This window comes from Pseudomonadota bacterium (genome assembly GCA_030860485.1).
In the GTDB taxonomy this organism is placed as follows: Bacteria; Pseudomonadota; Gammaproteobacteria; order JACCXJ01; family JACCXJ01; genus JACCXJ01.
The window spans coordinates 1-23,190 of record JALZID010000214.1 but is presented as its reverse complement, the minus strand read 5'-3'; the positions used below and the strand labels follow the sequence as shown (position 1 = coordinate 23,190).

18 protein-coding genes, 3 tRNA genes and 2 pseudogenes are annotated in these 23,190 nt (G+C 63.9%); 21 read left to right on the top strand and 2 right to left on the bottom strand.

Going from position 1 to position 23,190, the window contains the following annotated elements:
• The first annotated feature begins 225 nt into the window (after positions 1–225).
• The 16 genes from M3461_12675 (at position 226) to M3461_12600 (ending at position 13,572) form a co-directional block, all read left to right on the top strand.
• Positions 226–513, top strand: coding sequence for a phosphoribosyl-ATP diphosphatase (locus M3461_12675; GenBank protein ID MDQ3775137.1), 288 nt, complete (start codon positions 226–228; stop codon positions 511–513).
• Positions 514–600: 87 nt separating this feature from the next.
• Positions 601–813, top strand: a complete 213-nt coding sequence (gene tatA / locus M3461_12670) for a twin-arginine translocase TatA/TatE family subunit (GenBank protein ID MDQ3775136.1) — start codon at positions 601–603, stop codon at positions 811–813.
• A gap of 9 nt (positions 814–822) precedes the next feature.
• Positions 823–1,221 (top strand): Sec-independent protein translocase protein TatB, encoded by a 399-nt coding sequence (tatB, locus tag M3461_12665; GenBank protein ID MDQ3775135.1) that lies wholly within the window; start codon positions 823–825, stop codon positions 1,219–1,221.
• Entirely contained in the window at positions 1,187–1,984 is a 798-nt protein-coding gene (gene tatC / locus M3461_12660) for a twin-arginine translocase subunit TatC (protein MDQ3775134.1), read from the top strand. The genes tatB and tatC overlap by 35 nt, the downstream gene beginning before the upstream one ends.
• A 214-nt stretch (positions 1,985–2,198) precedes the next feature.
• Positions 2,199–2,585 (top strand): hypothetical protein, encoded by a 387-nt coding sequence (locus tag M3461_12655; protein ID MDQ3775133.1) that lies wholly within the window; start codon positions 2,199–2,201, stop codon positions 2,583–2,585.
• A 73-nt stretch (positions 2,586–2,658) separates the two neighbouring features.
• The gene (locus M3461_12650) at positions 2,659–3,675 is read left to right on the top strand and encodes a hypothetical protein (GenBank protein MDQ3775132.1); all 1,017 of its coding nucleotides are present in this window, start codon (positions 2,659–2,661) and stop codon (positions 3,673–3,675) included.
• A 190-nt stretch (positions 3,676–3,865) separates the two neighbouring features.
• A tRNA-Leu gene (locus tag M3461_12645) sits at positions 3,866–3,950 on the top strand.
• 141 nt (positions 3,951–4,091) lie between these two features.
• Complete coding sequence (gene tig / locus M3461_12640; protein MDQ3775131.1) at positions 4,092–5,426, top strand: trigger factor; 1,335 nt, start codon at positions 4,092–4,094, stop codon at positions 5,424–5,426.
• Between the two features lie 83 nt (positions 5,427–5,509).
• Positions 5,510–6,130 (top strand): ATP-dependent Clp endopeptidase proteolytic subunit ClpP, encoded by a 621-nt coding sequence (clpP, locus tag M3461_12635; GenBank protein MDQ3775130.1) that lies wholly within the window; start codon positions 5,510–5,512, stop codon positions 6,128–6,130.
• A gap of 71 nt (positions 6,131–6,201) precedes the next feature.
• Entirely contained in the window at positions 6,202–7,482 is a 1,281-nt protein-coding gene (clpX, locus tag M3461_12630; protein ID MDQ3775129.1) for an ATP-dependent Clp protease ATP-binding subunit ClpX, read from the top strand.
• 154 nt (positions 7,483–7,636) lie between these two features.
• The gene (gene lon, locus M3461_12625) at positions 7,637–10,048 is read left to right on the top strand and encodes an endopeptidase La (protein MDQ3775128.1); all 2,412 of its coding nucleotides are present in this window, start codon (positions 7,637–7,639) and stop codon (positions 10,046–10,048) included.
• A gap of 253 nt (positions 10,049–10,301) precedes the next feature.
• On the top strand, positions 10,302–10,574 hold the full coding sequence (locus M3461_12620; GenBank protein ID MDQ3775127.1) for an HU family DNA-binding protein: 273 nt from the start codon (positions 10,302–10,304) through the stop codon (positions 10,572–10,574).
• 38 nt (positions 10,575–10,612) lie between these two features.
• Positions 10,613–10,688, top strand: a tRNA-Val gene (locus M3461_12615).
• Between the two features lie 60 nt (positions 10,689–10,748).
• A tRNA-Asp gene (locus M3461_12610) sits at positions 10,749–10,825 on the top strand.
• Between the two features lie 115 nt (positions 10,826–10,940).
• Entirely contained in the window at positions 10,941–12,848 is a 1,908-nt protein-coding gene (locus M3461_12605; GenBank protein MDQ3775126.1) for a SurA N-terminal domain-containing protein, read from the top strand.
• Between the two features lie 202 nt (positions 12,849–13,050).
• Positions 13,051–13,572 (top strand): hypothetical protein, encoded by a 522-nt coding sequence (locus tag M3461_12600; protein MDQ3775125.1) that lies wholly within the window; start codon positions 13,051–13,053, stop codon positions 13,570–13,572.
• Positions 13,573–13,726: 154 nt separating this feature from the next.
• Here the strand turns inward: M3461_12600 and mdoH are convergent, their stop codons facing one another.
• Together mdoH and M3461_12590 are read right to left on the bottom strand one after the other, a co-directional pair.
• Positions 13,727–16,294: a glucans biosynthesis glucosyltransferase MdoH gene (gene mdoH / locus M3461_12595; GenBank protein MDQ3775124.1), complete on the bottom strand. Its 2,568-nt coding sequence runs from the start codon at positions 16,292–16,294 to the stop codon at positions 13,727–13,729.
• Positions 16,294–17,808 carry a glucan biosynthesis protein gene (locus tag M3461_12590; protein ID MDQ3775123.1) on the bottom strand — a complete coding sequence of 505 codons (1,515 nt, stop codon included), beginning with the start codon at positions 17,806–17,808 and terminating at the stop codon, positions 16,294–16,296. The genes mdoH and M3461_12590 overlap by 1 nt, the downstream gene beginning before the upstream one ends.
• A 230-nt stretch (positions 17,809–18,038) precedes the next feature.
• On the opposite strand from M3461_12590, the gene M3461_12585 reads away from it, so the two are divergent.
• The 5 genes and pseudogenes from M3461_12585 to M3461_12565 all read left to right on the top strand — a co-directional run.
• On the top strand, positions 18,039–18,986 hold the full coding sequence (locus M3461_12585; protein MDQ3775122.1) for a sigma 54-interacting transcriptional regulator: 948 nt from the start codon (positions 18,039–18,041) through the stop codon (positions 18,984–18,986).
• A gap of 1,225 nt (positions 18,987–20,211) precedes the next feature.
• Positions 20,212–20,648, top strand: a pseudogene (locus M3461_12580) (LacI family transcriptional regulator).
• A 214-nt stretch (positions 20,649–20,862) separates the two neighbouring features.
• The gene (locus M3461_12575; protein ID MDQ3775121.1) at positions 20,863–22,164 is read left to right on the top strand and encodes a hypothetical protein; all 1,302 of its coding nucleotides are present in this window, start codon (positions 20,863–20,865) and stop codon (positions 22,162–22,164) included.
• 178 nt (positions 22,165–22,342) lie between these two features.
• A pseudogene (locus M3461_12570) lies at positions 22,343–22,608 on the top strand (LacI family transcriptional regulator).
• 431 nt (positions 22,609–23,039) lie between these two features.
• The coding region (locus M3461_12565) for a DUF4372 domain-containing protein (GenBank protein ID MDQ3775120.1) at positions 23,040–23,190 on the top strand (151 nt) is incomplete at its 3' end.

Sequence of the window (23,190 nt, the reverse complement as noted above, 5' to 3'; positions counted from 1 at the left end):
GGTGGGGGTGAAAGCGCCGCGTCAGGGAACGGGCTCGGTCAGCGAACGCAGGCCGGACCCCCACCCCTACCCTCCCCCGTCCGCAGAAAGCGCGGACAGGGGAGGGAGATCCCCGGTTCCCTCCCCTGCGTAGCGGGGGAGGGCCCTCGCCTTAACCCTCCCCCGTCCGACGGGGGAGGGAAGGGTGGGGGCGAAACGGAAACCGTCCTCACGCGCCTTGCCGCCGTGCTCGAGGCCCGCAAGCACGCCGATCCCGAGACCTCCTATGTCGCCGGACTGTACGCCAAGGGCCTGGACACCATCCTGAAAAAACTCGGCGAGGAGGCCACCGAGACCCTCCTCGCCGCCAAGGGCGGGGATCGACGCGCGCTGGTGTACGAGACCGCGGACTTGTGGTTTCATAGCCTCGTCGCACTGGCCGCGCTCGATCTCGGACCCGAGGCGGTCCTGGACGAGCTGGCGCGACGCTTCGGCCTGTCGGGGATAGAAGAGAAGGCCCGGCGGGACCAATGACCGGGACCTATGACAATTCCAGCCGGCGCTGCCCGGCGGCATTAGAAACGCGCGATCCGTAGCCGGCACATTGATCGGAGGGGCACGATGGGTATTGGTATCACCGAGTTGCTGGTCATCCTGGCGATAGTCGCCCTGCTGTTCGGCACCAAGAAGCTGCGCAGCATCGGCGGTGACCTCGGCACCGCCATCCAGAGCTTCCGCAAGGCCATGACCGAGGCGGACGCGCCCCGAGGCCCTTCGGAAGACAGCGATCCGGCGCTCGGCGCGCCGCGCAAGGACGGCGAGCCCAAGCCCTAGACTCGGCCGATGTTCGACATCGGTTTTTCGGAGCTGTGCCTGGTCGCGGTGATCGCGCTGCTCGTGGTCGGACCCAAACGCCTGCCGGAGACGGTGCGCGCCTGGGGTCGCTGGACCGCGCGCGCCCGGCAGGCGATCCAGACCCTGCAACACGAGGTGGAACAGGAGCTGGACCTAGAAGAGGTACGGCGTATCGGTGAGGAGTACCGCCGCGATCGGTCCCCGGGTGCCGATAAGGCCCACTCCCGTCCTTCGGTTGCCGATAGGGCGCCCCGCCCCTCCGGTAGCGGTAGCTCCCATTCGGGTACGATCGGCGTGCCAGAACCGGCCGCGGACCCCGTTGCGCCCTCCGCCGATGACCCCTCGATTCCCGATGTCCAAGGCACCCGGAAAGGACCTAGAAGCTGACGACGACGAGCAGGGCGGGCAGAGCTTCATCTCCCACCTGGTCGAGCTGCGCGCGCGGTTGTTGCATGCCATCGGGGGCGTGGTGGCGGTGTTCCTCGGGCTGTCCTATTTCGCCAACGACATCTACGCCCTGATCGCCCGGCCGTTGCTCGGCCAGCTCCCGCAGGGCGCTTCCATGATCGCGACCGAGGTGGCATCGCCCTTCCTCGCGCCCTTCAAGCTCACCTTGGTGGTGGCGGTGTTTCTGGCCATGCCCCATGTCCTCTATCAGGTTTGGGCATTCGTGGCCCCCGGTCTGTACGCGCACGAGCGCCGCTTGGTCCTGCCGCTCCTCGCCGTCAGCACCTTCCTTTTCTACGCGGGCATGGCCTTCGCCTACTTCGTCGTGTTCCCGGTGCTATTCGCGTTCTTCGCCGCGACCGCCCCCGAGGGCGTGGCGATCATGACCGACATCGGTCGCTACCTCGATTTCGTCCTCACCATTTTCTTCGCCTTCGGGATCGCCTTCCAGGTCCCGATCCTCACCGTCGTCTCGGTCTACACCGGGATCACGACCCGCGAGGCCCTGAGTGCCAAGAGGCCCTATGTGATCGTCATGGCCTTCGTGATCGGCATGGTGCTCACCCCCCCCGACGTGGTCTCCCAGACCCTCATGGCGGTGCCCATGTGGCTGCTCTTCGAGGTCGGTATGTTGGTCCTGGCCGTGACCGGTAGAAAGCACCGGTGCGGGGAGCCGGCGGCGAATGAGATCCCCGAGGGCTAGCCCGGTGCCGGCTATGCTCGCCGGCTATACTCGATATAGGTCGCCGGTTCGCCCTCCCGTTGGTCGCATCCCGCCCAGGGACCGGCGGCGCGACACGAGCCCTCGATTCGGCTACCGTCTGGGCCCATCAAGCCGAGGCCACGCCGGATGGAGTGGCCGGAGGGCTTCCGCTAACCCGCTTCCCGCAAGCGATGGAACAAAGGAGGTCCCGAACATGAGAAACGATCCGACGAGAGCCGATCCGACCAAGGCCGATTCCACCAGGGTCGATTCCGCCAAGGGCGGTTCAGGAACCGGCAGGATAGGGGGTGCGTTGGCCGCGCTGGTGCTCGCAACCCTGCTGGCCGCAGGCCCGGCCACCGCCCAGCTGGCCGGCCGGGTGGCCATCATACAATGCGCGGTCGTTTCCGATCCGCCGGGGAGCACGCCCGAGATCCGGGTGGTCGCGTTCAGCCGCAGTGGGACCGATGTGCCCAGTGTGCAGCTCGGCCGCGAATGCGCCAGCGGACTCTTGGACCTGTTGGCCAGGAGGTTCGTGATCCGGAGCACGCTCGGTGACCAGGCGGCCGGCGCGGTCCTCTACACCCTGACCAGACGCTGAGGAGGGGCAGCGTCCCGGCGCACGCATGCACCCCCCGGTCATGGGCAGCACCCCCGGCGGAACGAGGGGCTCCGTGATAACTGAGCCGAGTGCCACGGGGCAAAAGGCCCGCGGCCCCGGTGACGACTTCATCGCCGATCTCCCCGACCTCGCGGTGTTGCGGGTCGGGGGGAAGGACGCGGCGGATTTTCTCGCCGGCCAGCTCACCAGCGACGTGCGCGCCTTGCTGCCCGGGCAGAGCCAGCTGGCCGCTTGGTGCACCCCCAAGGGGCGGGTGATCGTGGTCTGCCGCGTCCTCTGCCTGGTCGATCAGCACCTCTTGGTCCTCCCCGACGATCTGGCGGAAGACACGCTGACGAGACTCAAGCGTTATGTCCTCCGCTCACGGGTCGAGTTGTCGGATGAACGCGCGCGCTGGGTCACGACAGGCTGCGCGGGACCGGGGGTGGGCGCGGTCTTGCGCGAACGCCTTGGCGCCTTGCCCGAGCGACCGGGCGGGCTCATCGAAGTGGCGGGCTTTGTCGTCGTGGCACACTATTTTGAATCGGTGGCCGGATGCGGTCCACGGTATCTGGTCTTGGGCGCAGCCGAGTCCGTAGGGGCCCTACGGCAGGCCGCAGTGCCGGCGCTCGGCTCGGCGCCGGCATGGGGAGTCCTGGAAATCCTCTCCGGTGTCCCGGTGATCCATCGCGCGACCTCGGAGATCTACCTGCCCCAGATGCTGAACCTCGACGCCCTGGGTGGCCTTTCCTTTCAGAAGGGCTGCTACCCGGGACAGGAGGTCATCGCGAGGCTCAAGTATCGCGGTGAGACCAAGCGCCGGATGTTTCTGGCCGGTGTCCAGCTGGACGATGCAAAGCTGGACGATACAACGGGTGATGGCGTGCCCACGGCCGGGCAACCGCTGTTTCAGAGGCTCCGGGACGGTCCGCACAAGGCTGGCGAGGTGCTCGCCGCAGGGCGCCATCGGGATGGGGTCGCCCTGCTCGCCGTGATCGACATCGCGGCGTCGGACGCGAGCCTCCATCTGGGCGATCCCGGCGGCCCCGTCTTGTCGCTCATGCCGCTGCCCTACGCCGTGCCGCGCTGAACGCCGCGCGTCCTGCGATGCTGCCGCCGGGCGCCACGCACCCGGCGCGGCGTCGTGACGGTTCCCAAGCCCGTGGCGGAGGCCGATCTTCGTCTCGAGCGCCGAGTGGTGGGGACGCGAGCTTAGGTGCTATCCTCCAGGATGGCAGCCGAGTGGCGGGGGGCGTGCGCCCACTCCATCCTGCCCGTGCGCGAAAGTGGCGGAACTGGTAGACGCGCTGGTTTTAGGTGCCAGTGGGGCAACCCGTGAGAGTTCGAGTCTCTCCTTTCGCACCAGCTTCCCTTCGGTAAAGTGGGCCCCGCTCGTCGGGTCAGGCCGGTGGCGGGCGGCGCCGTGGCGCCGCATCGCTCCCCGGTGCAAGGGAGCCAAGGACAGATTTTTAGGTCTTTCTTTAGGCAAGGTACTGAATCGATTACATGCAAGTCACTGTAGACACCGTGGGATCGCTCGGGCGGCGCTTGACCGTCCGCGTCCCCGAAGAACACGTAGCGGCGGAGATCGAGCAGCGGCTCGCGAAGCTCTTGCGCACGGCCCGGATAGACGGTTTCCGGGTCGGAAAAGTGCCGCGCCGGCTCATAGAGCAGCGTTACGGCCCCGAGTTGCGGCGCGAGGTCGTGGGCGAGATGCTGCGGTCCAGCTATCGCGACGCGCTCCAGCAGGAACGCCTGCGCCCCGCCGGGGAGGCCCAGATCGAACCGCTCCCGGTAGAGACGGGCGAGGGCTTTGCCTACCACGCGACCTTCGAGGTCTACCCGGAGGTGCGCTTGACACCTGTCGAGGCGCTCCACATCGAGGTCCCGCAATGCACCGTCCAGCCCGACGACCTCGATCGGGCCATGGAGCGTCTGCGCCATCGACACCGCCGCTTCAACCCCGTGACCCGACCGGCGCAGCACGGCGACAGGATCGAGATAGATTACCAGGCGAGCGTCGACGGGCAGCGTTTCGAAGGCGGCGAGGCCCAGGGGATGAAGGTCGATCTGGGTGTCTCGCGCTTTCTCGACGGGTTCACGGACGGCCTCTACGGCGCCCTGCCCGGCGAGGCGCGGAGCCTGGACCTCAGGTTCCCCGACGACCATGTGAAACAGGCGCTTGCCGGTCGCCCGGTGCAGTTCGCGGTGGTCATCAAGGCGGTCTCGGAGCCGATTTTGCCGGCGCTCGACGATAGCTTCGCACAGGAGCTACGGATCGAAGAGGGCGGGATCGAGCGCCTGCGGGCGCGTGTGCTGGAGGGCCTGGAGCGTGAGCGCGACCACGCCATCCACGCGCTGGTGAAACGCGCCGTGCTACAGGCCCTGGCCGCAGCCCATCCCGTCGAGATCCCAGAGGCCCTGGTGCAGGACGAAGCCTTGCGGCTCAGTGAGGCGGCGCGCCAAGACCTGCGCCTCCACGGCGTCGAGACCCCGGACGAGGCGGCCGTCACACCGGCCGCCTTCCAGAATGAGGCACGTCGGCGCATGGCCATCGCCTTGGTGGTCGCGGAGATCGTTCGCAGCCAGGGGCTCAAGGCCGATCCGGCGCGGGTCCGGGCGGCCATCGAGGGCCTCGGGGCTGCCTATCAGCAGCCCGCTGCGGTAGTCAACTGGTATTATGCGGACCGTAGCCGCCTCGCCACCATAGAAGCCGCGGTCCTGGAAGACGCCGTGGTCGGGTGGGTGGTGGCCCGCGCCCAGGTACAGGCGCGGCCGATCACGTTTGACGCCTTGCTCAATCCGGGGCAGACTGAGCACGGGCATGCTAAGGCCCCGTGACATCCGATGTTCCTGGGACACCCCCCAGGGAGGTCGATTACCCGGAGATCGATTACCGGAGATCGAAAACTTCAGGAACCGATATGGCCACCCAGGGTTTGAACCTAGTCCCAATCGTCGTCGAACAATCGGCACGCGGGGAACGCGCGTACGATATCTATTCCCGCCTCCTCAAGGAGCGCGTGGTGTTTCTCGTCGGCGTGGTCAGCGACGATGTCGCCAACCTCATCGTGGCCCAGCTCTTGTTCCTGGAGTCCGAGAATCCGGACAAGGACATCCATTTCTATATCAACTCGCCGGGCGGATCCGTCAGCGCCGGGCTTGCGGTCTACGATACCATGCAGTTCATCAAGCCCGACGTCAGCACCATGTGCGTGGGTCAAGCCGCGAGCATGGGTGCCTTGCTGCTCGCCGGTGGGGCACGCGGGAAACGCCACTGCCTGCCGCACACGCGGATCATGATCCATCAGCCGCTCGGGGGTTTCCAGGGACAGGCGACCGACATCGACATCCATGCCCGCGAGATCCTGAAGGCCAGGGACAGGCTGAACGAGGTGCTGGCCAAGCATACCGGGCAGCCGCTCGCCAAGATCGCCACCGATACCGAACGCGATAACTTCATGGGTGCGGAAGAGGCCAAGGAGTACGGTATCATTGACGCTGTGCTGTACCGACGAGAACAGCGCCCGCAGACCGGATCATAACTTGCAACTTGGGATCCCAAGGCCGCACCGCCCGATCCCCTTAGTTCTTGAATCGTGCCTAGAGGTGGGACATGAGCGACAACAGACAGCAAAGAGGTGGTGATGGCGAACGCTTGCTGTACTGCTCATTCTGCGGCAAGAGCCAACATGAGGTTCGAAAGCTCATCGCGGGACCGTCGGTATTCATCTGCGACGAATGCGTCGAGCTGTGCAACGACATCATTCGGGAGGAGATGCACGGGAAGTCCTCGGGCAGCGCTGGCAAGAAACTGCCCACACCGCACCAGATCCGGCACATCCTCGATGAGTACGTGATCGGCCAGGACAGGGCCAAGAAGATCCTGTCCGTCGCCGTCTACAACCACTACAAGCGACTGACCACGCGCGCCAAACAGAGCGACGTCGAGCTGGCCAAGAGCAATGTCCTTCTGGTCGGTCCGACCGGCAGCGGCAAGACCCTCCTGGCGGAGACCCTGGCCCGACTCCTCAACGTGCCGTTCACGATAGCCGACGCCACCACCCTGACCGAAGCCGGCTATGTCGGGGAGGATGTCGAGAACATCATCCAGAAACTCCTCCAGAAGTGCGACTACGACGTGGAGAAGGCCCAGACGGGCATCGTCTACATCGACGAGATCGACAAGATCTCCCGCAAATCGGACAACCCCTCGATCACGCGCGATGTCTCCGGGGAGGGGGTGCAGCAGGCCCTGTTGAAGCTGATCGAGGGCACCATCGCCTCGGTGCCTCCCCAGGGTGGCCGCAAACACCCCCAGCAGGAGTTCCTGCAGGTCAATACGGGCAACATCCTTTTCATCTGCGGGGGCGCTTTTTCGGGCCTCGAGAAGATCATCCGGGCGCGGTCCGAGCGTGGAGGCATCGGGTTTTCCGCGGAGGTCAAGAGCAGGGACGACAAGAAGCGCACCAGTGAGCTGTTGCACCAAGTCGAGCCGGAGGACCTGATCAAGTATGGCCTCATCCCGGAGTTCGTCGGCCGACTGCCGGTTATCGCGGTGCTCGACGAGCTCGATGAGGCGCAGCTCATCCAGATCCTCACCGAGCCGAAGAACGCCATCACCAAGCAGTACGCGCGGCTCTTCGACATGGAAGGTTGTGAAATCGAGTTTCGCGACAACGCCTTACGCAGCATCGCGCGCAAGGCGGTGGAGCGCAAGACGGGGGCTCGCGGTCTACGGTCCATCCTCGAGCATCACCTCCTGGACACCATGTACGAGCTACCCTCTCTGGGCACCGTGGTCAAGGTCGTGGTCGATGAGACGGTAATCAATGGCGAGTCCAAGCCCTTGTACCTCTACGAGGGAATGGACATGCCGAAGGTCGCGGCGGACTGATTGAGGCGCGACAGCACCGGCGGCACGCGCGCGTCGCCCGCGAGTCTGGGCTGTTGAAAACAGGCCATTGCACCCCATATGGGTGCCGAGGGAGGTCCGCTCGATCCATGAGTCGATCCATGCCATGAGTCGATCCACTAAGTAAGGCACCGCAATGAGCCAAAAGATCCTAGTCCCGGTATTGCCGCTGCGCGACGTGGTGGTGTACCCCCACATGGTGATCCCTTTGTTCGTCGGTCGGCAAAGGTCGGTGCGGGCGCTCGACCAGGCCATGGCCGGGAACAAACAGATCCTGCTGGTGGCCCAGAAAAGCGCGTCGGAGGACAACCCCGGGGTGGATGATATCCATCGCATCGGTACGCTCTCCAACATCCTCCAGTTGCTGAAACTCCCGGACGGTACCGTCAAGGTATTGGTCGAGGGTGGCCGGCGTGCCCAGATCAAGGCCTTCGCGGCCGGCACCGACAGCTATGCCTCGGAGATCGAGCTGCTCGAATCACCGGACGTGGACGAGCGCGAGGTCGAGGTCCTGTCCCGGTCGGTGAAGGAGCAGTTCGAGCAATACGTCAAGCTCAACAAGAAGATCCCGGCGGAGATCGCCGCCACACTCACGGCCATCGACGATCCCGAACGGTTGTGCGACACCATCGCGGCACACCTCGCGGTCAAGCTCGAAGAGAAACAAAAGCTGCTCGAGACCGTCGACGTGCGGGTCCGCTTGGAGCACCTCCTGGGCGTGATCGAGTCCGAGATCGACCTCTTAGCCGTCGAAAAACGCCTGCGCGGCCGTGTCAAGCGCCAGATGGAGAAGAGCCAGCGCGAGTATTACTTGAACGAGCAGATGAAGGCCATCCAAAAGGAACTCGGGGAGCTGGAAGATGGGGGTAGTGAGCTCGACGAGCTGGCCAAGGCGGTGGACAAGGCGGGTATGCCGAAAGACGCCAAGAAACGGGCGCTCGCCGAGCTGCACAAGCTCAAGATGATGTCACCGATGTCGGCGGAGGCCACCGTGGTGCGCAACTACATCGACTGGATGGTCAACGTGCCATGGAAGAAGCGCAGCAAGATCAGCCGCGATCTGGCGCAGGCCGAGGCGATCCTGGAAGAGGACCACTACGGCCTGGAAAAGGTCAAGGAACGGATATTGGAGTATCTCGCAGTTCAGCAGCGGGTCAAGCAATCCAAGGGTCCCATCCTGTGTCTGGTCGGACCTCCCGGCGTCGGCAAGACCTCGCTCGGGCGCTCCATCGCGCGCGCCACCCACCGGACGTTCGTGCGCATGTCGCTCGGCGGGGTGCGCGATGAAGCCGAGATCCGCGGGCATCGCCGCACCTACGTGGGTTCTATGCCGGGCAAGATATTGCAGGTGATGGCCAAGGGCGGGACCAAGAACCCGCTCCTGCTCCTCGACGAGGTCGACAAGATCTCGGCCGATTTCCGCGGCGATCCGGCCTCGGCCTTGCTCGAGGTCCTGGACCCCGAGCAGAACCACACTTTCAACGATCATTATCTCGAGGTGGATTACGACCTCTCCGAGGTGATGTTCGTGACTACCGCCAACACCCTGAACATCTCCCCGCCGCTACTCGACCGCATGGAGGTGATCCGGATCCCGGGCTATACCGAGGACGAGAAAGTCAATATCGCGCGAAATTATTTGATACCGAAGCAGATCACGAGCAACGGCCTCAAGGATGCCGAGATCCATATCGCCGAAGCGGCGATACGCGACATCATCCGCTATTACACCCGCGAGGCGGGCGTCCGCAACCTGGAGCGGGAGATCGCCAATATCTGCCGGAAAGTGCTCAAACAGGTGCTCCTCAAACCCGCGGAGCGGGCCGTGGCGATCACCCCACGGGGGCTGGAAAAGCTTTTGGGCGTCAAGCGCTTCCGCTTCGGGCTCGCCGAGGAAGAAGACCGCGTGGGACAGGTGACGGGTCTGGCGTGGACCGAGGTCGGCGGGGATCTATTGACCATCGAGGCCGCGATCGTCCCCGGTAAGGGTCGCGAGACCTACACCGGGCAGCTCGGCGAGGTCATGCAGGAATCCATCAAGGCTGCGATAACCGTGGTGCGGAGCCGCGCCAGGAGCCTCGGCATCGATCCGGCTTTCTACCGAAAGTACGACGTGCATTTCCATGTCCCCGAGGGGGCGACGCCCAAGGACGGCCCGAGTGCCGGGGTGGCGATGTGCACGGCGCTGGCTTCGGCGCTGAGCGGGATCCGGGTGCGATCGAGCGTGGCGATGACGGGCGAGATCACGCTGCGGGGCGAGATCCTGCCCATCGGGGGGCTCAAGGAAAAACTCCTGGCCGCGCTGCGCGGGGGCATCAAGACCGTGTTGATCCCCGGGGAGAATGAGCGCGAGCTGGCCGAGATCCCAAAGAACATCCGGCAGCATCTCGATATTCGACCGGTGACCTGGATCGAAGAGGTATTGGCGTTGGCCTTACAGCGCGTGCCGGAGCCGGCGGCCAAACCGGCAGGAGAACCCCGCGACGCCCTCGTCCCCCCGGAGACGCCGGCAGCCGAGCCTGAAACGGACCAGATCCGGCATCATTGACCGGCGCCACTGACCGATGGTGGGGACACGTTCCCTCGGCGCATTGAGACGATTGCCGGCGCCGCTTGGCCGACACCGCGGCGTCCGCGGCCCTCGGCCCATTGTTGTCGATGTCGTTCGCTTGACGGACGGCTGGCCTTTCGGTATAAAGACTCGCCGCGTTGCCCGTCGCCCCGCAATGGTGCCTGCCTTGGGCCGCGCTAGCCGGTCTGAACATAAATCCGTCAGGTGACACTCTCGGGGGGCCAGCACAATGAATAAAGCGGAGTTGATCGACGCCGTGGCCGGATCGGCAAATCTCACGAAGGTGGATGCCGGCAGGGCCGTCGACGCACTGGTAGATGTCATCGCCGGGGCACTCAAGGGCGACGATGAGGTCACGCTCGTCGGGTTCGGCACCTTCACGGTGCGCAAACGGGCGGCGCGCTCGGGGCGTAACCCGAGAACCGGCGACATCATCTCGATCCCGGCTTCCAATCTCCCGGCCTTCAAACCTGGTAAGGCGTTGCGGGATGCCGTAAACTAGCCCGGGCTGTGGGTGGGCCTTGGGGTGCTTAGCTCAGGGGGTGCTTAGCTCAGTTGGGAGAGCGTCGCCCTTACAAGGCGAAGGTCGGGGGTTCGAACCCCTCAGCACCCACCATTGCCCTTGCCACCATCGCCCTTAATGTAAACAGCTGATGTAAACAGCTTCGTGAACAGCGGAGTGGTAGTTCAGTCGGTTAGAATACCGGCCTGTCACGCCGGGGGTCGCGGGTTCGAGTCCCGTCCACTCCGCCATTACCTCAACTGGCGCCAAGCTGTCCCGCGTCCAGGCCCTAATGGGCGGCGACCCTAGGCGCTGAAGTTCCCCCCATCGCCGACCCGCCACGCCCGATGTTACAGAGCCTCCGTGATGTTACAGAGCCTCCGTGATCAGGCCCACGGCCTCATGGCCTGGATCATCGTCATCCTGATCTCTATCCCGTTCGCGCTCTGGGGCGTCAACGAATACTTCAGCGCCGCATCCCAGGTGATCGTCGCGGAAGTCAACGGCGACGAACTGGAGGTCAAGGAGTTTCAGCAGGGCTACCAGCGTTATCGCCAGCAACTGCAGTCGCTGCTAGGCGGGCAGATCCCGGCGGCCTTCAATGAAGATCGTCTGAAAGAGCAGTCGCTGAACCAGATGGTTGCGGCGCTCTTGGAACAGCAGACCGCCGCCCAGGCCGGGATGCGCGTCGGCGACCGGCAGGTCAGCAAGACGATCCAGTCGTTGCCCGCCTTTCAGCGCGACGGCAAGTTCGCCCGCGACCTCTACGAGCGTCAGATCGAGGCCAACGGCATGACCCCGGCGGTATTCGAAGAAAAAGTACGGCGCGATCTCTTGACCGAGCAGCTTCGACAGGCCGTGACGGCCACCGCGTTCGTGAGCAAGAAAGACGCGGATTGGACGGCTGCCGGCGACGCCGAGAAACGCGCGATCGCCTATATCAACTTGTCGGCCGAGCCGGTAAAGGCGGCGCTCCAGATCAAGGATGAGGACGTTGTCGCCTATTATGAGAAACACCGGGATCGGTATATGAGCCCGGAATTGGTCAAGGTCCTCTACATCGAGCTGTCGCTGACGGACATGGCCAAGGAAGTCGCGGTCAACGAGGACTCCGTCAAGGCCTATTACGACGCTCATGCGACGAATTTCATCGTCCCTGAACAGCGCAGGGCTCGGCATATCTTGATCCAGCTCGGCAAAGACGCGTCGGCGAGCGACGAGGCGGCGGCGCGCACGCGGGCCCTGGAGATCCTGGGCCAGGCCAGGAGCGGCCAGTCCTTCGAGACGCTCGCGAGGGAGCGTTCGGAAGACATCGGGTCCAAAGCCCAGGGTGGCGATCTCGGGTTTTTCGGCCAGGGGGTCATGGACCCGGCCTTCGACAAAACCGTATTCGAGATGAAGCCGGGTGAGCTTTCCGAACCGGTGCGCAGCCGCTTTGGCTATCACATCATCCGCCTGGAGGAGATCAAGGCCGGCAGCACCAAGGGTTTCGATGAGGCCCGCGCCGACGTGGAAAAGGCGTATCGGCGCGAGCAGGCGGAGCGCCAGTTCTTCGATCAGGCCGAACAGCTTGCCACGCTCACCTTCGAAAACCCGGATACCCTGGAGGTCGCCGCCAAACAGCTCGGGTTGTCGGTACAAGAGAGCGATTTCTTTCCGCGCACCGGGGGCGCGGGGATCGCCGCGCAGGAAAAGGTGTTCGACGCAGCCTTCAGCCCAGAAGTCCTGGAGGAACGCGGGAATAGCGAGGTACTCGATCTCGGGGATGAGCGCGCGGTGGTGTTGCGGGTCAAGGAGCACCGGCCGGCCGAGCGGCGGAAGCTCGACGAGGTGCGCTCGGAGATCGTCTCCACCATCCAGTCCGAGAAGGCCAGGGCCATGACGGAGGAACGCGGCAAGGCCCTGCACAAGCGCCTCCAGGACGGTGAAGACCGCGCCAAGCTGGCTGCCGCCGAGAAGCTCGAATGGAAAGACGTGCCCGATCTCGGTCGCCGAACGGATCAGGTGGATCCCGCGGTCAGGCACAGCGCCTTTCGCCTGCCGCGCCCCGCCGGGACCGGCCCGAGCTACGGTGGCGTGGCGTTGGATAGCGGAGACTATGCCCTCATCGCTGTCCTCGGCGTGACGGATGGGGACCCGGCCAAGCTGACCGACAAGGAGCGGCAGGACACCCGAGAGCGCCTGCAGCGCGCCGCGAGCGACGCCGCGTGGCAGGATTTCATCGCCGGCCTGCGCGCCAATGCCGACATCGCGATCTTCAAGGACAGATTGTGAGGCATGTCATCGGCCACCCACCGAACGAGATCGATATCGATGGCGGGACCCTCCCCCGGCCCCAGTCCTGACCCATTGCGCAACTCCGGGTGGCTACAAGGCAAGGGGAAGAAAAGCGCCGGTAGCCGTCGGTTCAGGTTGCCGCCGATGTGTGCTACCTTACGCCGCGAGACAGTTAGCCAGTAGAGCCACAGGAGGAAAAATGAGAACGTATATTCGCTGGGCCATTGTGGGCGTCGTCGGCCTCGGGTTGGCCGCCTGCGGCGAGAGCGGCGGCAAGAGTGCGTCGAGTGCCGACGCCTTCAAGGTCAATGGCGTGTGGGAAGCCGAATTTCCCGACAAGACCGATGCCGCGGGGACATTGAAGTCCAAGGGCAAGGTGACTTTCTCGGACAATAGCTACACCTATTCGTGGTACAAGAACCTCGTCGGCCCGGACAATGCCACCGTCTATGATTGGACCGAGACCGCGCGAGAGACCGGCAGTGCCTCCTTCGCGCCGGACTATATGGAGTGGACCGCCGATTCCTTCGGCGAGGCCGAGTACAACGACGGCACCAAGACCTGGGGCAATGTCGCGATGAAGTCTTCGAAGAACGAGTATGCGATCCAGTACACGGTGGACGGCAACAAGTTGACCCTCAAGGAGGACATCAACCTGGATGGCGACTTCGACGATGTCTTCGAGTCCGCCGAGACCATGACCTACACCAGGGTCAACTAACGGGCCCGGCGCATAATTCCTCCTTTTTGCAGACCCCTTGTGAAAAACCTGTAATGTCTTCGTAGGGGCGACCCTCGTGGTCGCCCTTTGGGGCGGCAGGCACAAGGCCTGCCCCTACATCATCGTCCCCCCGGCGCAAGGACATCGGGCGCGTTCAGGCCGTGGCGAACACCGGTGTCTCCGTCTCCGCATCCATCGGTTCCTCGCTCCAGGTCAGGGTATGGAGCAGGCACAGCGTCTCGGGGTCGGAGATGAGCCAGCGTTTCTCACCTTGTGTGAGGCTCTCGGGACCTTCTTCCAAGAGCTGGTAGATCAGCATGCGCAGGTGATAGCGCTGGCGCTTGCCGAGCCGCCGCTCGGGCAGCAACGCCATGTGCAAGGCATTGACCGCGGGCTCGATGAGCACGCGTTTGGTCCCCGGACGACCCATCCCGGTGGCGGGGGCCAGGGCGCCGATGTGTCGGAGTACACGCGCCGATACCGCCGGCGGGTGGTTCTCGACCGGCGTCAGGAACAACCCACGCTCCAAGGCCCAGCGGCCCACCGCCACGCGGCTCGAATACATCGACAAGGGTATCGAGAGCCAAAGACCGGCCAGGACCGGGGTCAACCACCAGAAGAGCTCCGGGATCCATAGGAAAGACACGATACCAGCCACGATCCCGAGGCACGTCTGGCCACCATGGGCGCGGGCCGCATCCCGAAGGCCCAGTGCGTGGTCCCCGCGTTGCTGGGCCGGCCAGCCGATGCTGCGTCTCAGCAGGATCGCGAGCACGAACTTGCTCTGATAAAGCATGAGGATGGGGGCGGTCAGGGACGAGAACAGCGTCTCCAGCAGCACCCCGATGCCGAGCCTGGTGTAGCCCCCATAGGCGCGCGTCAGCGCCGGGCGCTCCCACGCGAGCAGGAGCCCGAACAGCTTGGGGAGAAACAGCATCGTCAGGGTGACAACCATGACCGTGGTCATCTCGACGGCATAGGACTCCGGCCACACCGGGAACAGATTGTCGGCGAAGAAATAGACCGGCTCGGTCTGCGCCTGCACATAGGCCTCGACCCCGGTGATCAAGAGAAACAGGCACCAGAGGGGCGAGGACAGGTAGGACATCAAGCCCATCACGAGGTGCAAGCGGCTCATGGCCTTGAAGCCGCGCGCGAACAAGAGCCGCAGGTGCTGGAGGTTGCCCTGGCACCAGCGCCGGTCGCGCTTGGCGTAGTCGATGAAGGTCGGAGGCAGTTCCTCGAAGCTCCCAGAGAGATCCGGGGCGAGCCACAGCTCGTAGCCGGCGCGACGGAGGAGCGCGGCCTCAATGAAGTCGTGGCTCATGACCTCGCCGCCGAGCGGCTCGTGCCCCGGCAGGCGTGGCAGACCGCAATGCCGGGCAAAGGCCGAAACGCGGATGATGGCGTTGTGGCCCCAGGAGTTACCGTCGGCCATCTGCCAAAAGGCCAGACCGTGGCTGAACATCGAGCCGTACAGGCTGGCCGCGAACTGGAGAATGCGGGCGAACAGCGATTCGCGGTGGATGGGGAGCGGCGGCGACTGCACCAGGGCCACGCGCTCGTTGGCCTCCATGAGACCCACCATCCTGATCACGGTCTCTGCCTCCATGAGGCTGTCGGCGTCCAGGACCACCATATAGCGATAACGCCCGCCCCAACGGCGGACGAATTCCGCGATATTGCCGGCCTTCTTGGCGGTGTTGTCCTCGCGATTGCGGTAGAAGATCCGCCCGTGGGCATTCAGGTCGCGGGTCGTCTGGTACCACAGGACCTCCTCTTCGACCCAGGTATCGGGGTCGCGCGTGTCGCTCAACACGAAGAACTCGAAATTCTGCAACAGCCCGGTCTCGCGCAGGCCTTCGTACATGGCCTGGATCCCGGCAAAGACGCGCATCGGGTCCTCGTTGTAGACGGGCATGACGAGCGCCGTTCGCAGCCCCGGGTCCCACTCGGAGGGCTTTGTTGCCTTTCGCTCGGCCGAATCGATGGACTTGGGGTCGCCTCCACGAAGCAACACCGCGAAACCGATGCCTGCGGTCCAGAACGCGGCGCTGATCCACACGATCAAGAGCGTGTAGAGGATCAGCAGGAACAGCTCGAGCGGCGTTATCCCATGCTTCTGAAACACGCTCGTGAGCAGGCCCACCGCCACCAGGGTGGTCATCCCCACCAGCATGAAGTACAGCGCCCGCCGCAGCGCCGGCCGGGTCGCGCTGGCGGCGCCGGGCCCCATCGCCGGGCCGCCCCCGCGCCCCGATCCCGACCCGATACCGAGGTCCTGCTCCGGCACCTCCATGGGCGCCTCCTGCGGCGTCGCCTGCGCGTAGGATCGCTCGCGGGCGCTCCACAGGGCCTCGCTCGCGCCCGTCGGACCGCACCCTTCGCCGGCCTCGGCCAGAAGCGCCGCACGCGCCCGACCGAGCTCTTGGGGGCTCGGGTTTTTCGGCAAGCCGAAAACGCGCGTGAGCCAGCCGTCGTGGCGCCGGCGCGCCTCCTCGATGGCACGGCGACCGAGCTCATCGGGCCGGCGCGCCCGTAGGCGCGCGCGTTCCACGCTCTCTGCGGCGAGCACCTCACGCTCCGCGGCGTCTCCGTGACCGAGCTGTCGAAGATAGGCCACGACGCGTCTGTGCGCGTTTGCCGCAGGATCCGGCTGATTATGGGGGCGCGCCGCCGGCTCCCCGGTCTCCCTGACGTCCAGGGCCATCGGATCGCTCATCACGGTGTGGGCAACTGATAGGTCCAGGTCTCGGTCAAGACCTCGGCCCCGAGCCGCAAGACTGCCCGCAGGTTCACCGGATCGGGGGTAGCTGCCGGCGCAAAGTCGAAGACCAGCCGCCATTCCGCGGTCAAGGGGTTCTTCTGGACGGCGACTCGTCCGGGCTCCCCGGCGGAGGCGGTGACCAGCGCCTCCACCGGCGCCTCCGAACCGATCGCGGACAGGGTGTCGCTCGCGAAATCCACCACGAACCTTCGTTGCGCGCTCACCTTCGCATCGGGGCCGCCGGCCCCGACACGAGTCGCCATCGTGCTTCCCGATTGGCCCTGGCCCGGGTCGTCGAGCGTGAAATGGAGCCGGTACTCGAAGGTCCAGTCCTGGCCCGCGGCGGCGGCGCGCTCCGGGACCCAGAAGGCCACGATGTTGTCGTACTTATCCGCATCGCTCGGGATCTCGATGAGATACACCGATCCCGGACCCCAGACACCCATGGGCTCGACCCAGGCGCTAGGACGCAGGTGGTAGACGTTCTCGAGGTCCTGGTAGTGATCGTATTCCCGGTCGCGCTGTAGGAGACCGTAACCGCGGATGTCCCGGCCGTCGAAGACGCTCACGGCCAGTCGCAACGGGTTCTGCAGGGGCCGCCACACGCGCTCCCCCTGATCGGTCGAGAGCAAGAGCCCATCGGAATCATGGACCTCGGGGCGGTAGTCATCGACGAAGCGATCGGTGTTCTCGCCGTGGAAGAACATGCTGGTGAGGGGGGCGACACCCAGGCGCTCGACCGCCTGACGCAAGTACAGGTGGCACTTGACCTCCACCACCAGGTCGCGTCCAGGGCGCAGGACGAAGCGATAGGCACCCGCGACGCTCGGGCCGTCCATGAGCCCGTAGGCCGTCAAGGCCGTAGCGCCCGCCACCGGTTTCTCGATCCAGAACGCCTTGAATACGGGGAACTCCTCGGCCTTCGGCAAGCCGGTGTCGATGGCCAGCCCACGGGCCGAGAGCCCAAAGCTCTGTCCCGTCCCGATGCCGCGGAAGTAACTGGCCCAGCGGAACGCGGCGATCTCGTCGTAATGCCCGTCTCTGTGAAGGGGATAGAAGAGCCGTATGCCGGCGAATCCCAGATCGGCCGGCGGGTCGGGGAAGACCATGCCGCCGTAGTCGAAGTGCTCGGCCGAGAACGGGACAGTCTCTGCCTTGCCCGCATCGACGATGTGGACCTGCACGCGGTCCCTGTACGCGAATCCGCGATGGAAGAACTGAACGCGGAACGGGAGCCCCTCGACATCCCACAGGCCGTGCTCGGGCCGGTAACGGATGTCATGGTACTGTTCGGAGCTGAGCCCCGCGAGATGGTCCGGCAGCCCACCCGGGTCCGGGACGTGGGGCTGTGTGGCAAGCCCTTGCGCGATGCGCTCGATCATAGCGAAATCGAACGCGCCCGCTGGGGTTTCTTGACCGAAGGCCGTGGCCCAGACGAGGCCCGGGGCCAGGGAGCACAGACAACGCAAGGAGGCTCGTGGAATCAATGTGGAGCTCGGGGTTTTGGTGGCGAGGATGGCCTTGGAAGGATATACGAAACGCGCACCGCAACCTATATGCGCGCTTTCCCGGCGGCGAGGGGCACAGTTCACAGCCGTTCTGTGAATTCGTTCACAGTCGCGCCGGCCGTGCGTCGTTAGGCTATCCACCAAGCATCGGACCCCGGCTCATAGCGAGTGCGGGCGGCGATGGAGGAACGATGGACAACCTTGCCAGAGACATCCTGAGCGTTAACGAAGAGATCGCCTGCCGTCATGCCACCGTGGCGGGTGGGGCCGACGGCGCCCCCGAGATGATCTGGGGCAGCCCCGAGATGGGTGCCGTCCTGGATCTCGTCGGAAAGGTCGCGTGCCGCCCGGCCACCGTACTGCTCATGGGCGAGACCGGGACGGGCAAGTCGATGCTGGCGCACGTCCTCCATAGGGACAGCCCGCGACGCGCGCGGCCCTTCCTCGCGCAGAACTGCGGAGCTCTGCCCGAGGCCCTGTGCGAGAGCGAGCTGTTCGGCTACCGTCGCGGGGCCTTCTCGGGGGCCGTTCAGGACCGCCAGGGGCTTTTCGAGGCCGTCGATGGGGGCCGCGTGGACGTGCGGGTCATCTCGGCCACCAACAAGAACCTGGCGGCGGAGGTCGAAGCGGGTCGCTTCCGGGCGGACCTCTACTACCGGTTGAATGTCGTCCCGATCCTGATCCCGCCCTTGCGCGCCCGGCGCGAGGATATCCCCGCCCTCGCCCGGCACTTCCTCGAAAAGCATCGCGAGCGGCTCAATCCGCTGATCGACGGCATCGCGCCGGAGGCGATGCGGGCCCTGCGTGCGTACGACTATCCGGGAAACGTGCGGGAGCTCGAGAACCTGATCGAGCGGTCTCTGGTCATGAGCCCGGGACCGGCGCTCGAGATCGGGATGGCCTTGGGCATGGAGCCACGCGTCATGGCACACCATACTCGCGAGGCCATCGCGGCGCGCGTCGGAAGTCCCTTCCCGCCGACCGGAACCACGGCTCCGGCCCCCCGGGGCGGTGGTCCCATTGCGCCGACCGCGGCCCTGCGGCGCTGGCGCCTATGCCACCCTCGGTACGGGTGTCGGCCCCGGCAACTGACACCGCCCCGCGCCCGCACCTCAACACCGGGTACCGCGGGCTGGTAAAGAGCACGGCCATGAAGATCGTGAGCTACACCGCAAACATCTTTGGATGGAAGAGCACTACAGCGTGCGAATTATAGAGGATGCGCTGGACAATCGCTACAACCCCTCTAACCCGCGCCAAGCATGGCAACCGCAAACACAGGGCTAATTTCCACCATGCCGACCGAATACGAAGCACAAATCTTGAAACTTGACCTGCCCGAGCAAGACGCGCTGAAGAACGACCCGGAACGGTGCTCGGCTGACCCCGCGATGCTAGAGTCGATCGGCCGCGCTGTAGGTCACCAGGTTAGAATCAAACGAGACGACAATCCTCGTTTCGTTGCACTCTACACCGTCAGCGTGGCCAATCCACAGAGAGACTTGAGCAATCCCAGTCGGGCCAACGTCGTTCGCACCGGCCAAGCGGGCCGGGAGCGATTGGGCACGCCTGATGAGATGAAAGCCGTGGTCCAGGCCACGGTGGTCGATACCGCGCCACCGCCTGACGGAGTCAGATTCTTTGAGGTCGCAATAGACGTCCGAACGCAAGCTTACTTCATCGCCATCGCACCGCATGGCGGTGCAATTGAACCACACACGGATGACGAGGCGAAGCGCCTCAGACTAAAGCTGGTCTCAAACGCCTATCCTGCAACCATGTGGACGTGCAAAGGATACGGTGACAAACTCAAGGGAGCGTTTGACCGCTGGCACATCACATCCACCGATTTACATCCAGCGAGCTTCCCACTGTTACAAACCATTGCCATTCGGACGTTCTGCTATGGTGTCGCTTGCCACGGCTTTTCAAAACGGCCCGGTGACGCCGATCTTTACATCGGCGGAGGAGCATCGGAAAACCTCAAGAGGGCAATCAGGGACGCCCTCGAAGCCGCAAATTTCCTATGCAAATTAGGATTGCCACGAAAGACGACAATCCGAAATTCCAGGGGGCAAGTCCGGAAAACCTTATTAACCGGCTTGCGGCACAGGGCATTCATATCGAGCAATCCTCCGAAGCCAGAAAATTTGGTGAGAATATCGCGAAAGCAATCGCGACCGTGTATCGCTCCCCGTGGAGGAGGCTTCTGTGTGCCTGGACGAACCTCGTTCGCTGAGCAAAGAACCATTTCACATTTGCGATCCTTACGCTCCCCAACCGTAGCCACGTGGCGGTGGTGCGGTCGAACAAGACCCAGCCCATCGTCTCCAGCATCCCGGCCATGCCGGAGGAGGTGGCGGCATGAGTATGACCCGCATCAATAAGACCGGCGAGCCCCAAGTGATCCTCGCGAGCGACGGACGCCTGCCCATCTCGGTTCCCATCGAGATCAAACGGCGCAGCGGGCGGAAACTCCTGACCTCCCGGGCGACGGGACCGCGACGCCCCGGCCGTGGGATGGCGAGCCAACCCCGCTCCAGCTAGCGCTGGCCCGTGGGCATCGCTGGCTTGCGATGCTAGAATCTGGTAACGTCAAGGCGCTGAAGGAGATAGCGAAACGGGAGTCCGTAGACACCAGCTACGTGAGCCGTATGGTCAACCTGACTGCGCTCGCCCCGGAGATCGTGGCGGCGATACTCGACGAGACACTGCCGGCGGACGTGACGCTGTTCGACCTGGCGGTAGACCCGCCGGCGCTGTGGGAGGAGCAGCCGCGGCGGAGAGCGATGCTACTCTAGCCATTGGCTACATATCTCTTAGCATAAGCCTGCCATCGTGATGGCCTATCGTGTATGTACTGGGATGCGCTATGACGAGGTCGTAGCGTTACCGTGGTTTGTTGTAGCTTGATCCGGCGAGCAGGCTAATGTCCCCGCGGGGAGACGCATTAAACGGCGTGCAAAAAGAAGGCGCTGTCCCTTTGACAAAAGCTCGAACAAGAAGGAGTTCCCTATGCGATACCTACTCAAGATCGTACTAACCTCAATTCTGTCGCTTACGGTGCTCGTCAGCGCGACGGCCGCGCCGCAAGATGACCCGAATTTCATGATCGGCACTGATATGATGAAGCCAGACCTCTACCTCATCAACCTAGGGAGCGATCAGCGCATCCGGCTCGATCTGACCAAGGACCCGAAGTGGCCTGGGGGGATGCCGCTGCATACCATCATCACCGCGGACGGTGGCAAAGGGTACCTGAGCGTGATGAGCTCCGATAAGGACCCGCTGACGATCTTGGCCCTGCGTATCCACAAGGTCGACTGGGATGCCAACACTGCGGACGTGAAGATCACGAACGTCATGCGCCTGGAAGAGCCGGGGTCCAAGCCCTCCATGCTGGTGCCGACGCAGATCGACCCGAGTCAGCCGGTCACCGCACTGTGGAAGCCCAGCAACCATCAGCTCCATGGACCCACGCTCCATCCGAACGGCAAGTTCGCCTACTTCACCCAGTGGACCGATAACAAGATCCGCGTCATCGACGTGGCGAAAGATAAGCTCGCTGCGGTCGATCCGATCCAGCACGGCACCCGCACCCGGCAATTGCATGGGGTCTTTTTCAATCAGGCCGGAGACCTGGCGATCTCCACGGGCTTCTACTTCGACCTCAATGACGTGACCCTCTACGCGGTGGACAAGCAGTCGGGCTTTCTCAAGCCCGAGAAGGCCATCCCCTTGACCGTGAGCGAGAAGAACAAGGAGTACGCGGCCTTCAGCCACTTCGTCTATTGGCTTGACAATCGCTATGCCATCACCTCCACGCAGCAGATTGGGAACACCTCCTTGACCCCCGCCGGGTTTAAGGTCATCGGCCCAAGCGTCTGGCTGATCGATGCGCATGATGGCAAAGCCACCATGATCATCGGCCCGGCCGAGAATGCCAACGCGTCCGGCATCTATAAACCGGCCTCGGACGTCATCGTGGTTGGCAACAAGCTGTACGTGGGGGAGGAGGACAGCATGGACGACAGGCTCGACAACGATGGCTACGTCTCCATTTGGGATATCAGCGATCGCACATCACCTAAGTTCCTCAAGCGGCTCAAACCGGGCAAAGAGCTGCCCGAGGATTACAAGATGACCCACGAGCTCTATTCCACGATGGACGGGAAATATGTGTACGCGCAGAGCTGGGGCTCGGGCCATCTCGTCAAGATCGACGCGTCCACGGACGAGGTCGTCAAGGCGGTCTCGAAACAAGAGGCGGGCTGGCACATGCCCCACGGAAACTTTGTTCCCGGTTCGCTTAGATAGCCATTGATCGAGTTGCCAAAGACAGCATCTTATTAGATTAGCGTGGCGGCGCATCCGGTCGGACAGGCCCGCATGCGCCTGCGTGTTCGGTTACGGGTGACATTCTCGACTCGGTTCGACCGGATTTGGGATCAGCTCTCGCCAGCCAAGCAACGGAGCATCGTGCGCCTCCTAATCGAGGGGTGCGCTTACGCGCGGGCATCGGTGGCTGGCCATGCTGGAGTCGGGTGAGGCGAAGTCGCTGCGGGAGATAGCCCGCAAGGCGCGAGTGGACAGCAGCTACGTGAGCCGGCTGGTCAATCTGACCCGCGCTGGCGCCGGACATCGTGCCGGCTATCCTCCACGAGACCCTACCGCCAGGTGACGTTGTTCGAGATGGCGGTTGATCCGCCGGCGCTGTGGAAGGAACAGCGGCGGCGGATCAGCGGTCTCGTTAGCGTGTGACGAAAACAGTTCGGTAACAACGGCAGAGAGCTATGCACATTTGGTGGTAAATGAGGTCAGTGAAGAGGCTGTTACAGCGTGATAATGCTCAATAGATGAGTCATTACCGATAGTTGCTTCGGCTTGTAGCAGTCCAGGAGCTGTTCCCCATTCACGGCCGTTCGGTTGAAGGTGTAAATATGCAATTATTATCGCAAACACCGACGCTATAGTTGCAAACCTGCAAACACCAATGACACAAGTAGCGATTCGGAAGGCCACGAGCGCCGATGCGCAAGCTATTATGGCGCACCAGTAGTGTCCGACAGATTTGATAGGTAACGATCGGAAAGCTTGTATTGACAAGGCCTTTCATTACTTTGGGGGTGTAAACGATTTGAACGTGGAGCGCCGATTCGGGCAAGCTACCCGGATTTATCCGGGAGGCGGTGATGCATATCGGCAAGCTCGTGTTCGCCCAGGTGATGGAGTTCGCACCGTGGCATACCTTTCGCCGGTTGGTAGCGAAGTACCGAGGCGATTTCAACGTGCGCACCTTCAGTTGTCTCGACCAGTTCCTGTGCATGGCCTTCGCACAACTGA

Coding starts and splice junctions, on each gene's coding strand:
- tatB (MDQ3775135.1), top strand. CDS start 823: ATGTTCGACATCGGTTTTTCGGAGCTGTGCCTGGTCGCGGTGATCGCG.
- M3461_12605 (MDQ3775126.1), top strand. CDS start 10,941: ATGTTACAGAGCCTCCGTGATCAGGCCCACGGCCTCATGGCCTGGATC.
- tatC (MDQ3775134.1), top strand. CDS start 1,187: ATGTCCAAGGCACCCGGAAAGGACCTAGAAGCTGACGACGACGAGCAG.
- M3461_12600 (MDQ3775125.1), top strand. CDS start 13,051: ATGAGAACGTATATTCGCTGGGCCATTGTGGGCGTCGTCGGCCTCGGG.
- clpP (MDQ3775130.1), top strand. CDS start 5,510: ATGGCCACCCAGGGTTTGAACCTAGTCCCAATCGTCGTCGAACAATCG.
- M3461_12575 (MDQ3775121.1), top strand. CDS start 20,863: ATGCGATACCTACTCAAGATCGTACTAACCTCAATTCTGTCGCTTACG.
- M3461_12655 (MDQ3775133.1), top strand. CDS start 2,199: ATGAGAAACGATCCGACGAGAGCCGATCCGACCAAGGCCGATTCCACC.
- clpX (MDQ3775129.1), top strand. CDS start 6,202: ATGAGCGACAACAGACAGCAAAGAGGTGGTGATGGCGAACGCTTGCTG.
- M3461_12620 (MDQ3775127.1), top strand. CDS start 10,302: ATGAATAAAGCGGAGTTGATCGACGCCGTGGCCGGATCGGCAAATCTC.
- M3461_12585 (MDQ3775122.1), top strand. CDS start 18,039: ATGGACAACCTTGCCAGAGACATCCTGAGCGTTAACGAAGAGATCGCC.
- tig (MDQ3775131.1), top strand. CDS start 4,092: ATGCAAGTCACTGTAGACACCGTGGGATCGCTCGGGCGGCGCTTGACC.
- lon (MDQ3775128.1), top strand. CDS start 7,637: ATGAGCCAAAAGATCCTAGTCCCGGTATTGCCGCTGCGCGACGTGGTG.
- mdoH (MDQ3775124.1), bottom strand. CDS start 16,294: ATGAGCGATCCGATGGCCCTGGACGTCAGGGAGACCGGGGAGCCGGCG.
- tatA (MDQ3775136.1), top strand. CDS start 601: ATGGGTATTGGTATCACCGAGTTGCTGGTCATCCTGGCGATAGTCGCC.